Raw genomic sequence first — 15,050 nt, 5'->3', positions numbered from 1 at the left:
GGCTCCGGGGGGCGGCCGCTCCTTGAAGGGGGAGGACCACATGGTCGATGCGCGCCAGGCGCCGCACCTCACTGTCCGTTGAAGGTGAACTCCCTGTCCGGACCCTCTCCCGTGACACCGACGGTGACGACCTGCCCGGGCGTGATCTCTCCGAAGAGGATCCTTTCCGACAGGGCGTCCTCGATGTCCCGTTGGATCGCCCGTCGCAGCGGTCGCGCACCGAGCACAGGATCGAAACCGCGGTCCGCCAACAGTTCGCGCGCCGCATCGGTGAGCTGCAGTCGCATGTCCTGCGCCTCCATGCGCTCGGCCAGCTTCGCGATCATCAGGTCGACGATCTGCGTGATCTGCGCCTTGTCCAGCGGCGGGAAGACGACGACGTCGTCCACACGGTTGAGGAACTCGGGGCGGAAGTGCTGTTTGAGCTCCTCGTTCACCTTCGCCTTCATGCGCCCGTAGTCGTGGGTCAGGTGGTCGGAGGCCTGGAAGCCCGTGAGCACGCCCTTGTTGATGTCCCGGGTGCCCAGGTTCGTCGTCATGATGATGACGGTGTTCTTGAAGTCCACCTTGCGGCCCTGCGAGTCGGTGAGTCGCCCCTCCTCCAGGATCTGCAGCAGCGAGTTGAAGATGTCCGGGTGCGCCTTCTCGACCTCGTCGAAGAGGACGACGGAGAAGGGACGACGACGGACCTTCTCGGTGAGCTGCCCGCCCTCGTCGTAACCGACGTAGCCGGGGGGAGCACCGAAGAGGCGCGATGCCGTGTGCTTCTCGGAGAACTCGCTCATGTCCAGCTGGATCAGGGCGTCCTCGTCGCCGAAGAGGAACTCTGCCAGCGCCTTGGCCAGCTCGGTCTTTCCCACACCTGTGGGGCCGGCGAAGATGAACGAGCCGCCGGGACGCTTCGGGTCCTTCAGGCCCGAGCGGGTGCGACGGATCGACTGGGACAGGGCCTTGACGGCCTGCTCCTGGCCGATGACGCGCTTGTGCAGCTCATCCTCCATGCGCAGCAGCTTCGCGGACTCCGTCTGGGTGAGTTTGAAGACGGGAATGCCGGTCGACATTGCCAGCACCTGGGCGATCTCGTCCTCGGTGACCTCTGCCAGGTCCTGGCTCTCGCCACCCTTCCAGGCGGCCTCACGCGCCTTGCGCTCCTCGCCCAGTTTCGACTCCTCGTCACGCAGGGATGCGGCCTTTTCGAAGTCCTGGTCGTCGATCGCGGACTCCTTGTCACGACGGATGCTCGCGATCTTCTCATCCAGTTCACGCAGCTCCGGCGGCGCCGTCATACGAGAAATCCGCAGGCGCGCCCCGGCCTCGTCCATGAGGTCGATGGCCTTGTCCGGCAGGAAACGGTCCGACACGTACCTGTCCGCCAGCTCCGCCGCCGCCTCGATGGCGGCATCGGTGATGATGACCCGGTGGTGGGCCTCGTAGCGGTCGCGCAGACCCTTGAGGATGCCGACGGTCTCCTCCACCGAGGGCTCCTCGACCTTGACCGGCTGGAAACGGCGTTCCAGGGCCGCATCCTTCTCGATGTACTTGCGGTACTCGTCATTGGTGGTCGCGCCGATGGTCTGCAGCTCGCCCCTGGCCAGCATGGGCTTGAGCATCTGGGCGGCGTCGATCGAACCTTCGGCGGCTCCCGCACCCACCAGAGTGTGGATCTCGTCGATGAACAAGATGATGTCGCCGCGGGTGCGGATCTCCTTGAGGACCTTCTTCAGGCGTTCCTCGAAGTCACCGCGGTAGCGCGAACCCGCCACCAGCGAGCCCATGTCCAGACTGTAGATCTGCTTGTCCTTGATGGTCTCGGGCACGTCGCCGGCCACGATGGCCTGCGCCAGTCCTTCGACCACGGCGGTCTTGCCGACACCCGGCTCTCCGATGAGGACCGGGTTGTTCTTCGTGCGGCGCGACAGGACCTGCATGACGCGCTCCATCTCGGTGCGCCTGCCGATGACCGGGTCCAGCTTGCCTTCGCGGGCGGCCTGGGTGAGGTTGCGTCCGAATTGTTCGAGGATCGCCGAGTTGGCCCGCTCGGGCGAGCCGGGACCACCCACGCCCGCCCCGACGGACTCGCGGCCTTCACCGCCCTCGCCCCTCTGGTAGCCGGAGAGCAGTTGGATGACGCTCTGGCGCACCTGGGCCAGGTCCGCACCGAGCTTGGTGAGGACCTGGGCGGCGACGCCCTCGCCTTCCTTGAGAAGTCCCAGCAGCAGGTGCTCGGTGCCGATGTAGTTGTGGCCCAACTGCAGTGCCTCACGCAGGGACAATTCGAAGACCCGCTTGGCGCGCGGGGTGAAGGGGATGTGTCCTTCGACGGGCTTTTCTCCCTCGCCGATGACGTCGATGACGGCGGCGCGCACGTCGTCGCGCTTGATCTCCATCATCTCCAGCGCCTTGGCGGCAACGCCTTCACCCTCGGTGATGAGGCCGAGGAGCAGGTGCTCGGTCCCGATGTAGTTGTGGCGGAGGCCGCGGGCCTCGTCCTGGGCAAGGACGACGACACGTCGCGCCCTGTCGGTGAACCTTTCGAACATCGGTTCCCCTTTCTTCTCTCCTGCGGCGGTGGCCGCCTGGCGGGGGCGCGGGTTCTCGTCCCGGCCCGTCCGTGCGGGCACGGTCCGGGGACGAGGACGTACTGCGCCCCTTGTCCGGCATCCAGACTAGGGGGCGCCCGCAGCTCGCGGGCCGATGTTCACCCAGGGCGTGAGGGGAGCCGTGTGATCGGGGTCAGCGTGGAGGTTCTGCCGTCTTCGCTCGAATCCGATGGCACATTTCGGTCAGTCGCCTCACCGTCCGGTCCAGGCTGGGGCTGCGTTCGCACGCTCGTGCCACATCCCAGTGGTGCTCGGCGAAATCATTGATGCGACTGGCGTACAGGGGGCCGTTTGCACCGTCCTTGCGGACCATGTCTTCCTTGACCGAGCGCGAAGTCGAATCCGCCACCAACGCCAGCAACGTCCTCTTGGCGTGCGGAAGTTCATCAGGTTCAGCGGCGATGGACCCGGCTCGGATCTTGAAGCGGCGAGCGAAGGACATGTGGTCGGCCATCAACCACGCCTCAGTCATCGAGCGCGCGATCCGCAATTCGAAGGACCCGTCGTGGGGGCGGTCGGCGATCAGGAGCGCACGCAGTTCCACCGGGCACGCCGAGTCTGCGTCACGGAAGACCACCCATGGCCTGTGCGGACCCATGCGCGCCAGACCAGGGATGAGTCCATCGAGATTCGACTTTCCGTCCTTGACGAGGGGAGGTCCGGCCAACTCGAAACCGCAGTGCCGAAGAACAGAGCGCGCCATGCCGACATCCGATCGCCCTTCAACGGCGACCGACACGTACGGGCGCCCGGATTCGTCCATCACTTTGACCGCACCGCACGGGTCAGACCCGTCAGGTCCTCTGGAGCGGTCAGGCGTCCCACGACATCCGATGTGGGCACGTCGAGTCGCAGATCGGCAACCGCATCGTCGATGTCGGACAGGAGGTCCCCTGTGGTCCCGTCCCTGCCCACTCGGAGGACCAGGATTTCGTCCGGTTGGATGCCTTCGTCATCGAGCAGCTCCGGCGCGTGGGTCGACAGGATGATCTGCAGGTCACTCGACCTGCGCGCCTGCGCCAAGGTGGAGGGCAGCTCCCTGACGATCGCCGTGTTCAGCGAGAGTTCCGGCTCCTCCAAGAGCAGGATTCCCGGATTCGCCGGCATTTTGATGATCGCCCACAAAAGTCCGATGAGTCGCAGTGTCCCGTCGGAGAAGTCGGCCTCACTCTGGCGAGAGGGCTTCGAGCGCCAGTTCTTGTAGCCGGCCACAAGGTGTGGACGGCCACTGGCATCGACGTCAATGCTCAAGGATTCAAACCCTGGAACAGCAGCGCTGAGAGCGCCTTGCATTCGGCGAAGCCATGCCTCTCGCGTACGCTGCGACTTGATCGCATTCATCTGGGCGATGAAGTCCGAACCGAAGGGGTCCGCCTCCACCGGGGGGATTCGTGACGGGTCCCGGATGATTTGGGGGACCAAGTGGAAGTACTGGACCTGCGAGAAAAAGGTGGCAATCTTCCTGAACGCCTGGTTGGCCGAGATCTGTTCAATGTGCGTCTGAACGAGTCTTTCCGGGTCGTCCCGATCGGCCTGGTCCGGGCGGTCGAGGATTCGTTCACCATTGAGTTCGACGATCTCACTGTCGACGATCGGGCGGTTGAGTCCGCCGCTTTCCCCCCTTATCGACAACTTGTAGGTCCATTCGTCCTCGCCGTCCTCCATCGAGACCTTGATGACGAGGCGCCCTTTCGCGTGATTCCTCGCGAAAAGACTTCGGACCTTTGACAGTCCTCCCCGCTTGTCCACGGCATCGGCCAACCCCCCACCGCGGGAAGCGATGTCGGAGAGAAAACGGAACAGATCCAGCAGGTTGGACTTTCCTGACGCATTCGGTCCGACGACGAAGAGTCGCCCACCGATGTCGAAGTCGAGGCTCTTGAAGTTGCGCCAATTCTTCGCGGAGACATGTGTCGCCTTCATGGTTCTCCGTCCGTGTGACCGTCACTCGCCCATCAAGCTACCACATGCGATTCACGTCACAGATGCAGGCGGACTTCAGGCCTCGACAAGGACGGTGAAGGGCCCGTCATTGACGAGTTCCACCCGCATCATGGCCCCGAAGCGTCCCGTGGCCACCTCGATGCCGCGAGCGCGCAGGTGCGCGACGACCTCGTCGACAAGGGGCTCGGCCTCTGCTGCGGGGGCGGCCTGCGCCCACGAGGGGCGCCGCCCCTTGCGCGTGTCACCGTAGAGGGTGAATTGGCTGACCACCAGGACCGCCGCACCGGATTCCTGCACGCCGACCTCGCTTCCGTCGGGCCCGTCGAGGATCCGCAGTTCCGCGATCTTGCGGGCGATCGTTGCCGCCTGTTCGGGGCCGTCCCCGCGTGCCACCCCCACCAGGGCCAGCACGCCCGGCCGCTCCATGGCGCCGACCACCTGCCCGTCCACGCTCACGCCGGCTCGACTGACCCGCTGCAGGACGGCCCTCATCAGCGGGCCCCCATGCCGGAGGCGCCGCCGAATGCGCGCACGTCAGGGCGACGCAGGGCGCCTTCGCGCAGCTCAGCGCCGGGGCGCTCGGCAGGCGAGGCGGCGGCGCGTCCGTCGATGGGGATGATGAGTTCCTGTGCGGCGGCGATCCCGCCCAAGTCCAGGACGAGGTCGCCCGGAACGTTGCGCGCCAACAGGGCCAGGGCAATCGGCCCCATGTCCGCGTGCCGGGCCACGGAGGTGAGCGTGCCGATGCGGCGTCCGGAGCGCTCAATGGCGGCACCGACCTCGGGCAGGTCCCCGCGCGACCCGTCCAGTTGCAGCATGACGAGGCGCCTCGGGGGGCGCCCGAGGTTGAGGATGCGGGCCACGGACTCCTGCCCGCGGTAGCAGCCCTTGTGCGTGTGCACCGCGGTGCGCAGCCAGTCGACCTCTGCCGGCACGGTCCTGGAGTCGACCTCGTACCCGAGCCGCGGCCTCCAGCAGGCGATGCGGATGGCTTCCCACGCCAGCAGGCCCGCAAAACGGCGCTTGTCGGCGCCTCCCAGCCAGGCCTCGGCCAAGGCTCGGGCGCTGTCACGGTGGACCAGGTGCAGGAAGACCTCCACGCCGGCGGCGGGGTGGGGACCCTGGTGGTACTCGGTGCCTCCAGGAACGACCCCGGGCCACGGGTCGGCCCAGGTCGACGCGTGCCCGGCAGCGCCGACCACACCTTCCAGGGAGGCGGCGCCCACGGTCCCCAGGACCACCATCGACTCATCCACGGCAACCTCGACCCGCAGCATGAAACGCATGGAGTCCAGCCAGGCGGCCAGCGCCGGCGCCGCGAATCCTTCGGTGACCAGCCACGTGGAAGCCCCGTCGTCCACGACTGCTGCGGCGTGTTCGACATGCCCCTGGGGGTCCAGGATGAGCAGCTCACGCGAGTCCGCCGGGCCCATGCCTTCAATGACCTGGCTGGTCAGGGAGGTGAGCCATCGCTGCCGGTCCGGCCCGTCGACGCGGACGATGCCCAGGTCCGAACGGTCGACCAAGCCCCGCCCGGCCTCCAACGCCCACTGTTCACCCGCCGGGTCGCCATGGTGCAGGGGCACGGCGACACTCGGCGTGGGGGCCTTCGCGTGGGTCGGGTCACCCGCCCCGCCCTTGTCGAGGACGGCACCGGGCCAGGTGGCCAGAACCGAGGACGAGGACGGATCCATCTCGGCCTCACTCATCGGCCGGCCCGGCCACGCGCATGAGGCGCCCGGAGATCTCGACGGCCGGATCGCTCCCCTCGACGGTGCGTTCCTGGGTCCACAGCAGTTCCCCGGCGACCAGGCCGTACATGCGTCCCTCGTGCTCGACGGGCAGGGCGGCGCTCCCGCGTGCCACCGCGTCGGAGGCCATCTGGACCCGCGGCCCCACGCACACCCCGGACCACAAGGTGCCAAGGCCCTTCGTCGTGGCGCCGGTGGCGGTGAATTCGCGCGGTTCGACCTCGCCGGGGGGCGGGAGCACCCCGCTTCCAGGCTCGACCCTCACGTACAGGGTCTCCTCCCACAGGAGGTCGCCCGAGGTCAGGTGCGACATGCCGATGGCGGCGTCCCAGGTGGCGTCCAAGGCGCTCCCGTCGGACTCGGCGGCCCACACGGTGGTCGTCACTGCAAGCTGCGTGCCGACGAGCTCTGCGCGGACCTTTTCCAGGACGGGCACATCCGTGACGGAGCCGGTGGCCTCGCCGGCGTCGTCGGGAAGGGCAGCCTGATCCGCCACCGGGTCCGGGGTGAGCATCCCCCACCCCTCCCACTGCCCCAGCATCCACGCCAAGGGGGCAACATCGATGGGCATGTCCTGCGGAATCACGATCATGGCAACAGCCTAGGGCCTCGCCTGCCGGTCAGACCCCGCCGATGTGCACCAGGACGTACAGCGGCAGGGCGGCGACCAGGAATTTGACGATGCCGCGCGTGACGTGGGCTCGTGGCGGGTGGGGTCCCGCGTGTGCGCCCAGCAGACCGTCGACGACGATGACGACGAGGGCGACGGCCAGCCCGGCAGTCGCCCCGAGCAGCAGCGCGGCGCACATCGACGGAGCGTTTCCCGCCAGGATGGGCAACAGGACCGGAAGTGTTCCGGTTGCTCCTCCCCACAGCCACAGTCCCACGGCACTTCCAGCGCCGGCCACCAGTGAAGTGGCCACCGCCATCAGTGACTGGATCCTGTACGTGGCACCCACCTGGTCGGCCGCCACCACGCAGGCCACGACGATGCCGGCAACCGGCACGAAACCCCTCCACTGGCTGGAACTGGCCAGCCACACCCAGGCGGCGCCGCCGGAGGCGAGCAGAGCGCCCGTCATGGAACTGGCGATTGCGGCCGTGGTCGACGAGGTCGCCCAGGTGCCCACCTGGCGCTCGGCCTCTCCGTCACCCGTGGCGGGCTCACGGAGCAGACCTCGCCTCCTGCCCCACGGGGCCGCCTCGCCCTCGCCGCCGGCCAGTGAGTGGTCGGTGGGTCGTGGCGCCGTGAGGACTTCGATGCCGATGAGGACCAGCAAGGACAGCCCCATGGCCTGGGAAGCGCTCCACAGGTCGCGGCTGGCCGCCACCGACAGTGCGGTGGCCGCTCCGACCAGGACGATTCCCACCTGGCCGGGAAGGTGGACCGGAGTGCGCGTCAGGGCAGGCCAACCCCGGGCCAGGACAATGGTGGCCAGGCACACTAGGGCGGTGATCGACCACGAGAAGTGCGGCAGGACGCTGGCAACCGCCCCTGCCATGACCAAAACGATGACCACCAGGGCGGACAGGAAAGGGCCTGTCAGGGCAGCGCGGGCCCGCTCGGGGCCGGGCTGTTGAGCGGAGGCGTGACCGGCCCCGTGGCGTCGGCGCAAGGGGCCGTCGGACGAGAACGCGTCAGATCGCTGCACCAGGCAATCCTCCCACAGTCCGCACACGCCTCAGGACATCCGCACCATGCCCGCGTTAGGATGGTCCTGCATCGAGTCGGTAAGCCCCGGGCTCCACACTCAGCCGCCACGAGCGGCCTTCGCGCCGACAGGCGCTTCCGGCTCGATGCCCCAGTCGCCCTGCGTCCACAGGGAGAAAGTGCATGGACTTGTTGGTGGGAGCATTGCGCCAGACGGCGGCCATCGTCTTCTCCGCCTTGCGGATCCTCCTACGGCACTGGCCCACGCTGTTGATGATCTTCATGGTGGGCGCCGCTGGCCATGGCGCATTCCTGTGGCTGGCCGCATTCGCCTCGAAACTCAGCCCCCTGTTGGCCAACTTCGTTTTGCCTCTGGCGTCCCTGTCCTCACTGATCGCCCTGGTGTTCATGCTGCGAACCGTGGCACCTTCACTGCCCACCTTGGGCGAGGAAGGCACGGCGCGCTTCCGTGACGACTTCTCGATCGCGATCCAGGTCCTGGTCCCCTTCTTGGCGATCTACGCCTCCCAGGGGATCCTGCGCGCCGATGTGCGCACCTACTTGGCGGACGTGACCTCGGAGGAGTGGCTGACCAAGGGCCTGGACGCCAACTTCGTCGGCCGCGCGAACTTCGGGAACGAAACCGCCCTGCTCGTCCTGGCCGTGGCCGCACTGATCACCCGCAAAGTCTTGGACGCCGTCCTGGAGAAGCGCCCGACCACACTTCTGCGTGGCGCGCGCGGATACCTCGAAGCCCTGTGGCTGACGACCCTGGCCTGGACCTTCGCCTCGAACGTCGACGCGGTGACCGACTGGATCCTGGAACGCGCAGCCGTGTCCGACCTCGTGGCCCTCCACGATGCGGCGATGGTCTACTTCGGCCCTGTCGGAGAGGCCGTCAACATGGTCATCGGCGGCCCAGCGGGGGTCCTCAAAGCAATGGGCGCCCTGGTGGTGGTGCCCGTGTCCTGGTTGGCCGTCGGCGCCACCGTCTACGGGGCCTCCCTGCCGGACCCGCAGGATCTGCTGGTGCCCCCCGAAGCCGTCAACGCCCGCATCAACCGGATCCCGAACCCCATCAGGCGCGGCTTCGCGCAGGTCATCGAACCGGTGGTCAGCCCGGTCCTCTCCACTCTCAAGGCGATCAGTCGTGTGGCGGTGGCAGGTTTCCTTCCAATGGTGTTCCTGTGTCTGACCATCGCAGGTGCGGCGAAGTTGCGCCTGCTGGTTGTCGAGGTCATTCGACTGGCGCTGGGTCCGCACCCGATCGCATTCTGGGCGACCTTCTCCCCTCTCATCGACATCCTGGCCCAAGCCGTCTACAACCTCGTCATGGTGGTGCTGTTGGCTGCCACGGTGGATGTCGTGATCCGCAGCACCAGGGCCGCCGCCGAGGAGGCCAAGGCCGAAGCGGCGCAGAAGGCGAAGGCCGACGCATTGGCCGACGAAGGCATCGATCCTGTGGACCCCGCAGCTCCTGCGCCCGCCATGCGGTGATCTTCTCCTCTTCCCGGGTCCCGGTACGACTCGTCCGCTTGTCGACTGCCCACTTCGTCGACTGTTCAGTGGGAAGGCAGTTCAACCACGTGGGTCTGCGGTCTGAACTGCCACTTCACGACCAGATGAGTCGGTGTGAGCGCTTCGGGGACGGCCACGTAGAGGTCCTTGGTCCACTTCTGCGGACGCTCGTCGCCGCTCGACATCGGCATGGGAGTTCCGTCGACGTTGACGCCGGGTCCCGCCTTGCCCGCAGGTGCGCACTTCCCATCCGGGCGGCCCAGAATTCTGCTCTTGGCGGCGAAGGTGGCCAGTCCCTCGTCGAAGGTCCGTCCTTGCGCGTCACGAAGGCTCAGCTCGCACCCGGCAAGGTCCATGTCCGTCGGCGCAGAGGCTTCGACGGCGACATGCCACAACTGCACGCCCTCGATGGTACGGCGCGGGCCCGAGAATGGCCCCTCTTCGGGCTGCTCCGCAACCTTCTCCACCAGGACGGGAGTGAAGGCGGCAACCTGCCCGGTGGCGCCGGAGGCCTGATCGTCGGAGGCCAATGTCAGTGATCCGGACTGGACGATTTCGCGCTGTTCGAACCAGGGACGGTACAGGACCACGTAGCGGTAGGAATTCGCTGCTGCCGCCAGCGCGATTGCGGGAATCAGCAGCGCCAGCCCCCACGCATTGAGCCTGAGCCAGGACATCATTGGTCCTCCCAGTAGGTGGCGTCAGTGAGTTTCACACCGGACTGTTCCCGGTCGAGCAGGGCGGAGCCGTCCACGATGCCCAAGTCGATGACGGCAAGATCGTCGCCCCCCGTGATGTCCCCACGCGGAGTGGGGATCAAGAGTTTGGCCCCGGCAAGGTCCCGCTCGGGGATCTCGAATGCGACGACGCAGCGCACCGGGACGCCGGTCTGGGACGGGCCACAGGAGTTGCGTGTCACCGATTCCGCGTAGAGCCGACCTGATGTCGTTCGCACCTGCATGTTCGAGAGCCTCACCGGGTCCCTGGTGGACATGAAGACCACATCCGCCACCAGGAACACACCCGTCGTGCGGTACCGGTCATCGTCCTCGGAGACGACGGATGAGGCCGCACGCACGGATCGCACGCGCAATTTCACCTCGCGCATCTCCACCTGGTCGTCGATGCGTGCGTGGTGTTCGAAGGGCTTGTCGAGGATGTCGTCGGTGGAGGGCAGGACGGTCTCGAGCCATGAGCCGAAGGCCAGGGCGGCCACGACAAGGACCGACAGCAGCGCGCCAGCCGGGCTTCTCCAATTCACCTCACTCCACCCTTCCGTCGGCGGCCACCTGTACGTCCTGCAGGGCAACCGGTCTGCGATCGGCCCAGATCCAGGAGCCGTCCAGACTGGACTCCCGGTAGGTCAGAGCGTGGTATTCGATGCGCAGCTCCGTGGCCCGCGGGGTCGACACGGGCAGCGACCACACCAACCAGTAGTCCTGGGGCATCGCCGGTTGGAAGTTCTTCACGGCTCCGTGGTCAACCGCCCTGTACACCGTCGGGCCACCGAAGGACCCGTCCTTCGTCGCGATATTCGAGAAGAAGGGCGACTGGGGCGCCAAGTCCTGGCCGAGGATGCGCACGGTCATCGAATCCGACAACTGGACCGTGGGAAGCGGCATGTGGGCGGTGGTGTCGATGCGGGCCTTTGCGACCAGGTACAGGGTGTCGCGCAGCGAGGAATCCTCCAGGGGCGCAGCGTCATCACTCCAGAACATCTGCGTGACCTCGACCTTGAAGGGGGTGGCTGTCACTGACTGGCCGGCGTCGACCACGGGCGTGCGATCGGCCGCCTTGGCCAGGACGGAGTCCATGCCGCCCGTCACCCACGTCCAGGCGACGACGAGTGCGGCCAGCAGTGCCAGCGCATTGCGGGCGGTGGCGACCTTGCCGAAACGCTTGTACAGCAGCGCCGCCTTGGTCAACGAGGACTCCTCGGGGGCGGCCGCTTCCTGGGTGCCTTCAGTGGGTTCGGCGACCTCTGCATCGCCGGTGGGCTCCGGCGCGCGGGCCTGCGGGGCGGACTCGATCGCGGAGGTCGGCTCCGCAGCTTCGTGTGCACGATGGCGAGGGGAAGGACGGGAGTCCGACCCGGCTGGCACCTGTTCGGGGGATTCCGGGATCCGCGCATGGCGCGGAGCCGGTCGCCGGGTGCGGTCCATGCGAGTCACCTCTTCCAGGTCCTCGTCCAGTGGGTCTCAGTCCAGGATCGGGGTGCGCACGATCGTCGCCTCTCGACCGGGGCCCACCCCGATGGAGGAGATCGCGCAGCGCGAGAGCTCTTCCAGACGTGTGACATAGGCCCGGGCGTTGGCAGGCAGGTCCTCGAAGGAACGCACGCCGGTGATGTCCTCCTCCCAGCCGGGAAGGTTCTCGTAGACGGGCACCGCGTGGTGGAAGCCGCTCTGGTCCAGCGGCATCTCCTCGGTGCGCACGCCGTCGACCTCGTATGCCACGCACACGGGGATCGTCTCGTAGCCGGTGAGCACGTCCAATTTCGTCAGGCAGATGTCGGTGAGCCCGTTGACGCGGGTCGCGTGGCGCACGACTACCGCGTCGAACCAGCCGCAGCGGCGCGGGCGGCCCGTGGTCACACCGAACTCGCCGCCCTTTTGCCGCAGGGCCCGGCCGACCTCGTCGGTGAGCTCGGTGGGGAAGGGGCCTTCACCCACTCGGGTCGTGTACGCCTTGGCCACGCCGACGACTGCGTCAATACGGGTGGGTCCCACACCGCTTCCGGTCAGGGCTCCCCCAGCGGTCGGGTTGGAGGAGGTGACGAAGGGATAGGTGCCGTGGTCGATGTCGAGCATCGTGGCCTGGCCGCCCTCGAAAAGGACCGTCTTGCCTTCGTCCAATGCGTTGTTGACCAACAGGGAGACATCCACGACCATCGGACGCACGCGGTCGGCGTAGGAGAGCAGTTCCTCGATGACCGTGTCCGGGTCGACCGGGTCCAGGCCCATCGCCGTGAGGGTCAGGTTCTTGGACTTGAGGGCGCTGCGCACCTTCTGCCCCAGGATCGACGGGTCGAAGAGGTCCTGGATGCGGATGCCGATGCGGTTCATCTTGTCGGCGTAGGTGGGGCCGATGCCGCGCCCCGTGGTTCCGATCTGGCGCTCTCCCAGCGACTTTTCCACTGCACGGTCCACCAGGCGGTTGTAGCTGGGGATGATGTGGGCGTTCGCGGAGATCAGCAGGCGCGAGACGTCGACGCCGCGGCTGGTCATCGCTTCAAGCTCTTCGAAGAGGACCTCCAGGTCGACCACGACGCCGTTGCCGATGACAGGGGTGACGCCCTTTGAGAGGATGCCGGCGGGCAGCAGGTGCAGCGCATACTTCTCGCCGTCGATGACGACCGTGTGCCCGGCGTTGTTGCCACCGTTGAACTTGACGACGACGTCGGTGCGTTGACCGAGCTGGTCGGTGGCCTTGCCCTTGCCTTCGTCGCCCCACTGGGCGCCCAGAACGATCACGGCTGGCATCGAATGCTCCTGGCTCGACGGGAGAGGACCCTGCGGCCCTGGAAGGACGGGGGTCCTACCGATGAAATCCTAGACGGGGCACGTGAGTTGCGCTCACCCTCGTCCACCGGGGCGGAACCGTTCCGGTGAGCCGCGTGTGGAGCGGTGTCGGGTCCTGCGAAGGCTCCCCTGGATGGGTGCGGGCAGGGACGAGGGCGGACGGAGATGCGCGCAGAGGGCTCCGGGCGGAAAATGGTGGTCGGCACCGATCGAGCGGGAAGGAGACGCCCAACGCATGTCCAACCTCTTCGACATCCTGCCGACCAGGCGTTTCATCACCGCGTGCCCGCCCGAGCAGAGCCTGGCCATTGCGCGCGAGCACCTGCTGGGCCACGGGTGGATCCTCGACGACTGGGACCTCGACCGAGCCATTGACGGCGAGGGCAAGTGGAGTGGCACGATGTTCCGATGGGGTGAGGTCCCCCATGCGACGATCTCGGCGGAGACGATCGAGCGCTTCCCCTTCCTGCTGTCACTGGAGTGGGTGCGTCGCCAACACGACGTCCTGCGATTGGCTGTCGCGGGCAAGTGGATGCCGACGGGCGACGTCTCGGAGGTGCTGTGCACGCACTTCCCGGACGTCGGGGACCACTCGACGCACTGGGTCGCCCGCAAGGCGGAACTGTTGCGGCCAATGGAGTCGATGGTGGTGCCCCTCAAGCGCGCGGGGGTCCTGCGCGATGGGATGGAGACCATTGCCACCGGCCAGTTGGAGGCGCCGAACCCCTTCAACATGGATCGTCGTGTCGCCTTGAGGGAGGCCATGCGCACGCAGGTGCGCACCTCCCACTGAGGTCGACAAGGACGCCGCCTTCACGCCCGACGGCCAAGACCCCGCCCCGGTCACCCGTCACCCGCCTCCGCTCCCTTGCGCGGACGTCCCCGCCCTCGCATGGGAGCAGCCTTCACGTCCCGACCCGCCTGCTTGAGCGCCCGCCGCAGAATGACCTCGATCTGGGCGTTGACCGACCGCAGGTCGTCGGCCGCCCACGCCGCAACGGCAGCGTGGACGGCCGGGTCCAGGCGCAGCAGGACTTGCTTGCGCTCGTACTTCTGGGCCACGCCAAGCCTCAGTAGAGTGAGCCGGCGTTGACGATCGGCTGCGCCCGGCTGTCCGAGCACAGGACGACCAGCAGATTCGAGACCATCTGCGCTTTGCGTTCGTCGTCCAGGTTGACGACGTCCTGCTCATCCAGGCGGTTCAGCGCCTGCTCGACCATGGTGACGGCGCCCTCGACAATGCGCTCGCGGGCGGCGATGACGGCTCCGGCCTGCTGGCGCTGCAGCATGGCTTGGGCGATCTCCGGGGCGTAGGCCAATGAGGAGATTCGCACCTCGACGATCTCCAGGCCGGCCATGGCCACGCGGGCGGCCACCTCCGCCGCCAGTTCGGCGCTGACCTGTTCGGTGCCCCCGCGCAGGGAGGTCTCCCCCGGGCCGGGCTCGTCATAGGGGTGGATGGTGGCCACATGACGCAGGGCGGACTCGGCCTGGGCCTTGATGAACTCCTCGTACTCCTCCACGGCGAAGACGGCGCGGGCGGTGTCGGCCACCTGCCACACGACAATCGCGGCGATGGTGACGGGGTTGCCGTCGGAGTCGTTGACCTTGAGCTCGCTGGTCTCGAAGTTGTGGACCTTGACGGAGACCTTCTTGCCTCTGGACAAGGGGGTGACCAGGACCAGGCCGGTGCGGCGCACGGTGCCGACGTACTTGCCGAAGAACTGGCGCACGCTGGTCTGGCCGGGGCTGACCACGGTCAACGCGGTGAACAGGAACATGAGCACGACCATGCCGGCAATGCCGCCACCGATGACGGCCGGTGCGGCGGGGTCGTCGGTGTCGGCGAGGACTGCACCGTGCACGATCCCGGTGACGGACAGGGCCACTGCGGCCAGCAGGAGCAGCAGGACGAGGAATGCCGCACCTCCGCCAGCCGACCATGCGGGCTTCTCAGAAATGTCGACGCGTGCGGTGATGGTGCCGGGCTGGTCCCCTCCGGGCCCTGCAAGGCCGGGGGTGTCAGCCAATGCGGACGAAGTGGTCCTTTCAGCCATGATTGCTC

At 67.3% G+C, this 15,050-nt stretch carries 15 protein-coding genes; 2 read left to right on the top strand and 13 right to left on the bottom strand.

The window, feature by feature from the left end; translation table 11 throughout:
* Positions 1 to 68 precede the first annotated feature (68 nt).
* From I6B53_RS01365 to I6B53_RS01335, 7 genes are all read right to left on the bottom strand, one after another.
* The gene (locus I6B53_RS01365; RefSeq protein ID WP_216764511.1) at positions 69 to 2,540 is read right to left on the bottom strand and encodes an ATP-dependent Clp protease ATP-binding subunit; all 2,472 of its coding nucleotides are present in this window, start codon (positions 2,538 to 2,540) and stop codon (positions 69 to 71) included.
* Positions 2,541 to 2,733: 193 nt separating this feature from the next.
* Entirely contained in the window at positions 2,734 to 3,363 is a 630-nt protein-coding gene (locus tag I6B53_RS01360) for a hypothetical protein (RefSeq protein ID WP_253953990.1), read from the bottom strand.
* Positions 3,363 to 4,523 (bottom strand): AAA family ATPase, encoded by a 1,161-nt coding sequence (locus I6B53_RS01355; protein ID WP_216764510.1) that lies wholly within the window; start codon positions 4,521 to 4,523, stop codon positions 3,363 to 3,365. The genes I6B53_RS01360 and I6B53_RS01355 overlap by 1 nt, the downstream gene beginning before the upstream one ends.
* 75 nt (positions 4,524 to 4,598) lie before the next feature.
* A complete protein-coding gene (dtd, locus tag I6B53_RS01350; protein ID WP_216764509.1) occupies positions 4,599 to 5,036 on the bottom strand; it encodes a D-aminoacyl-tRNA deacylase in 438 nt (145 codons plus the stop codon).
* Positions 5,036 to 6,253 carry a folate-binding protein YgfZ gene (locus I6B53_RS01345; RefSeq protein ID WP_216764508.1) on the bottom strand — a complete coding sequence of 406 codons (1,218 nt, stop codon included), beginning with the start codon at positions 6,251 to 6,253 and terminating at the stop codon, positions 5,036 to 5,038. The genes dtd and I6B53_RS01345 overlap by 1 nt, the downstream gene beginning before the upstream one ends.
* Positions 6,246 to 6,887, bottom strand: coding sequence for a heme-binding beta-barrel domain-containing protein (locus I6B53_RS01340; RefSeq protein ID WP_216764507.1), 642 nt, complete (start codon positions 6,885 to 6,887; stop codon positions 6,246 to 6,248). Before I6B53_RS01340 ends, I6B53_RS01345 begins: the two co-directional genes overlap by 8 nt.
* 28 nt (positions 6,888 to 6,915) lie before the next feature.
* Positions 6,916 to 7,947, bottom strand: a complete 1,032-nt coding sequence (locus I6B53_RS01335; protein ID WP_216764506.1) for a hypothetical protein — start codon at positions 7,945 to 7,947, stop codon at positions 6,916 to 6,918.
* Positions 7,948 to 8,129: 182 nt separating this feature from the next.
* Between I6B53_RS01335 and I6B53_RS01330 the strand changes: the two genes are divergently transcribed.
* On the top strand, positions 8,130 to 9,443 hold the full coding sequence (locus I6B53_RS01330) for a hypothetical protein (RefSeq protein WP_216764505.1): 1,314 nt from the start codon (positions 8,130 to 8,132) through the stop codon (positions 9,441 to 9,443).
* 65 nt (positions 9,444 to 9,508) lie between these two features.
* On the opposite strand, the gene I6B53_RS01325 is transcribed toward I6B53_RS01330, so the two are convergent.
* From I6B53_RS01325 to I6B53_RS01310, 4 genes are read right to left on the bottom strand one after another with little or no spacing between them, the layout of a single operon-like run.
* Positions 9,509 to 10,144 (bottom strand): hypothetical protein, encoded by a 636-nt coding sequence (locus I6B53_RS01325; RefSeq protein WP_216764504.1) that lies wholly within the window; start codon positions 10,142 to 10,144, stop codon positions 9,509 to 9,511.
* Positions 10,141 to 10,725: a hypothetical protein gene (locus tag I6B53_RS01320; protein ID WP_216764503.1), complete on the bottom strand. Its 585-nt coding sequence runs from the start codon at positions 10,723 to 10,725 to the stop codon at positions 10,141 to 10,143. The genes I6B53_RS01325 and I6B53_RS01320 overlap by 4 nt, the downstream gene beginning before the upstream one ends.
* Before the next feature lies 1 nt (position 10,726).
* On the bottom strand, positions 10,727 to 11,626 hold the full coding sequence (locus I6B53_RS01315; RefSeq protein WP_216764502.1) for a hypothetical protein: 900 nt from the start codon (positions 11,624 to 11,626) through the stop codon (positions 10,727 to 10,729).
* Positions 11,627 to 11,662: 36 nt separating this feature from the next.
* Positions 11,663 to 12,946: an adenylosuccinate synthase gene (locus I6B53_RS01310; protein ID WP_216764501.1), complete on the bottom strand. Its 1,284-nt coding sequence runs from the start codon at positions 12,944 to 12,946 to the stop codon at positions 11,663 to 11,665.
* 274 nt (positions 12,947 to 13,220) lie between these two features.
* On the opposite strand from I6B53_RS01310, the gene I6B53_RS01305 reads away from it, so the two are divergent.
* On the top strand, positions 13,221 to 13,778 hold the full coding sequence (locus tag I6B53_RS01305; RefSeq protein ID WP_216764500.1) for a hypothetical protein: 558 nt from the start codon (positions 13,221 to 13,223) through the stop codon (positions 13,776 to 13,778).
* A 50-nt stretch (positions 13,779 to 13,828) separates the two neighbouring features.
* Here I6B53_RS01305 and I6B53_RS01300 read toward each other — a convergent pair whose 3' ends face one another.
* A complete protein-coding gene (locus I6B53_RS01300; protein ID WP_216764499.1) occupies positions 13,829 to 14,047 on the bottom strand; it encodes a hypothetical protein in 219 nt (72 codons plus the stop codon).
* An 8-nt stretch (positions 14,048 to 14,055) separates the two neighbouring features.
* Positions 14,056 to 15,042, bottom strand: coding sequence for an SPFH domain-containing protein (locus I6B53_RS01295; protein WP_216764498.1), 987 nt, complete (start codon positions 15,040 to 15,042; stop codon positions 14,056 to 14,058).
* Positions 15,043 to 15,050: the final 8 nt, after the last annotated feature.

The organism is Schaalia sp. 19OD2882 (assembly GCF_018986735.1).
In the GTDB taxonomy this organism is placed as follows: Bacteria; Actinomycetota; Actinomycetes; order Actinomycetales; family Actinomycetaceae; genus Pauljensenia.
The sequence above is the reverse complement of the archived record's forward strand: the minus strand, read 5'-3'. Positions and strand labels throughout refer to the sequence as shown.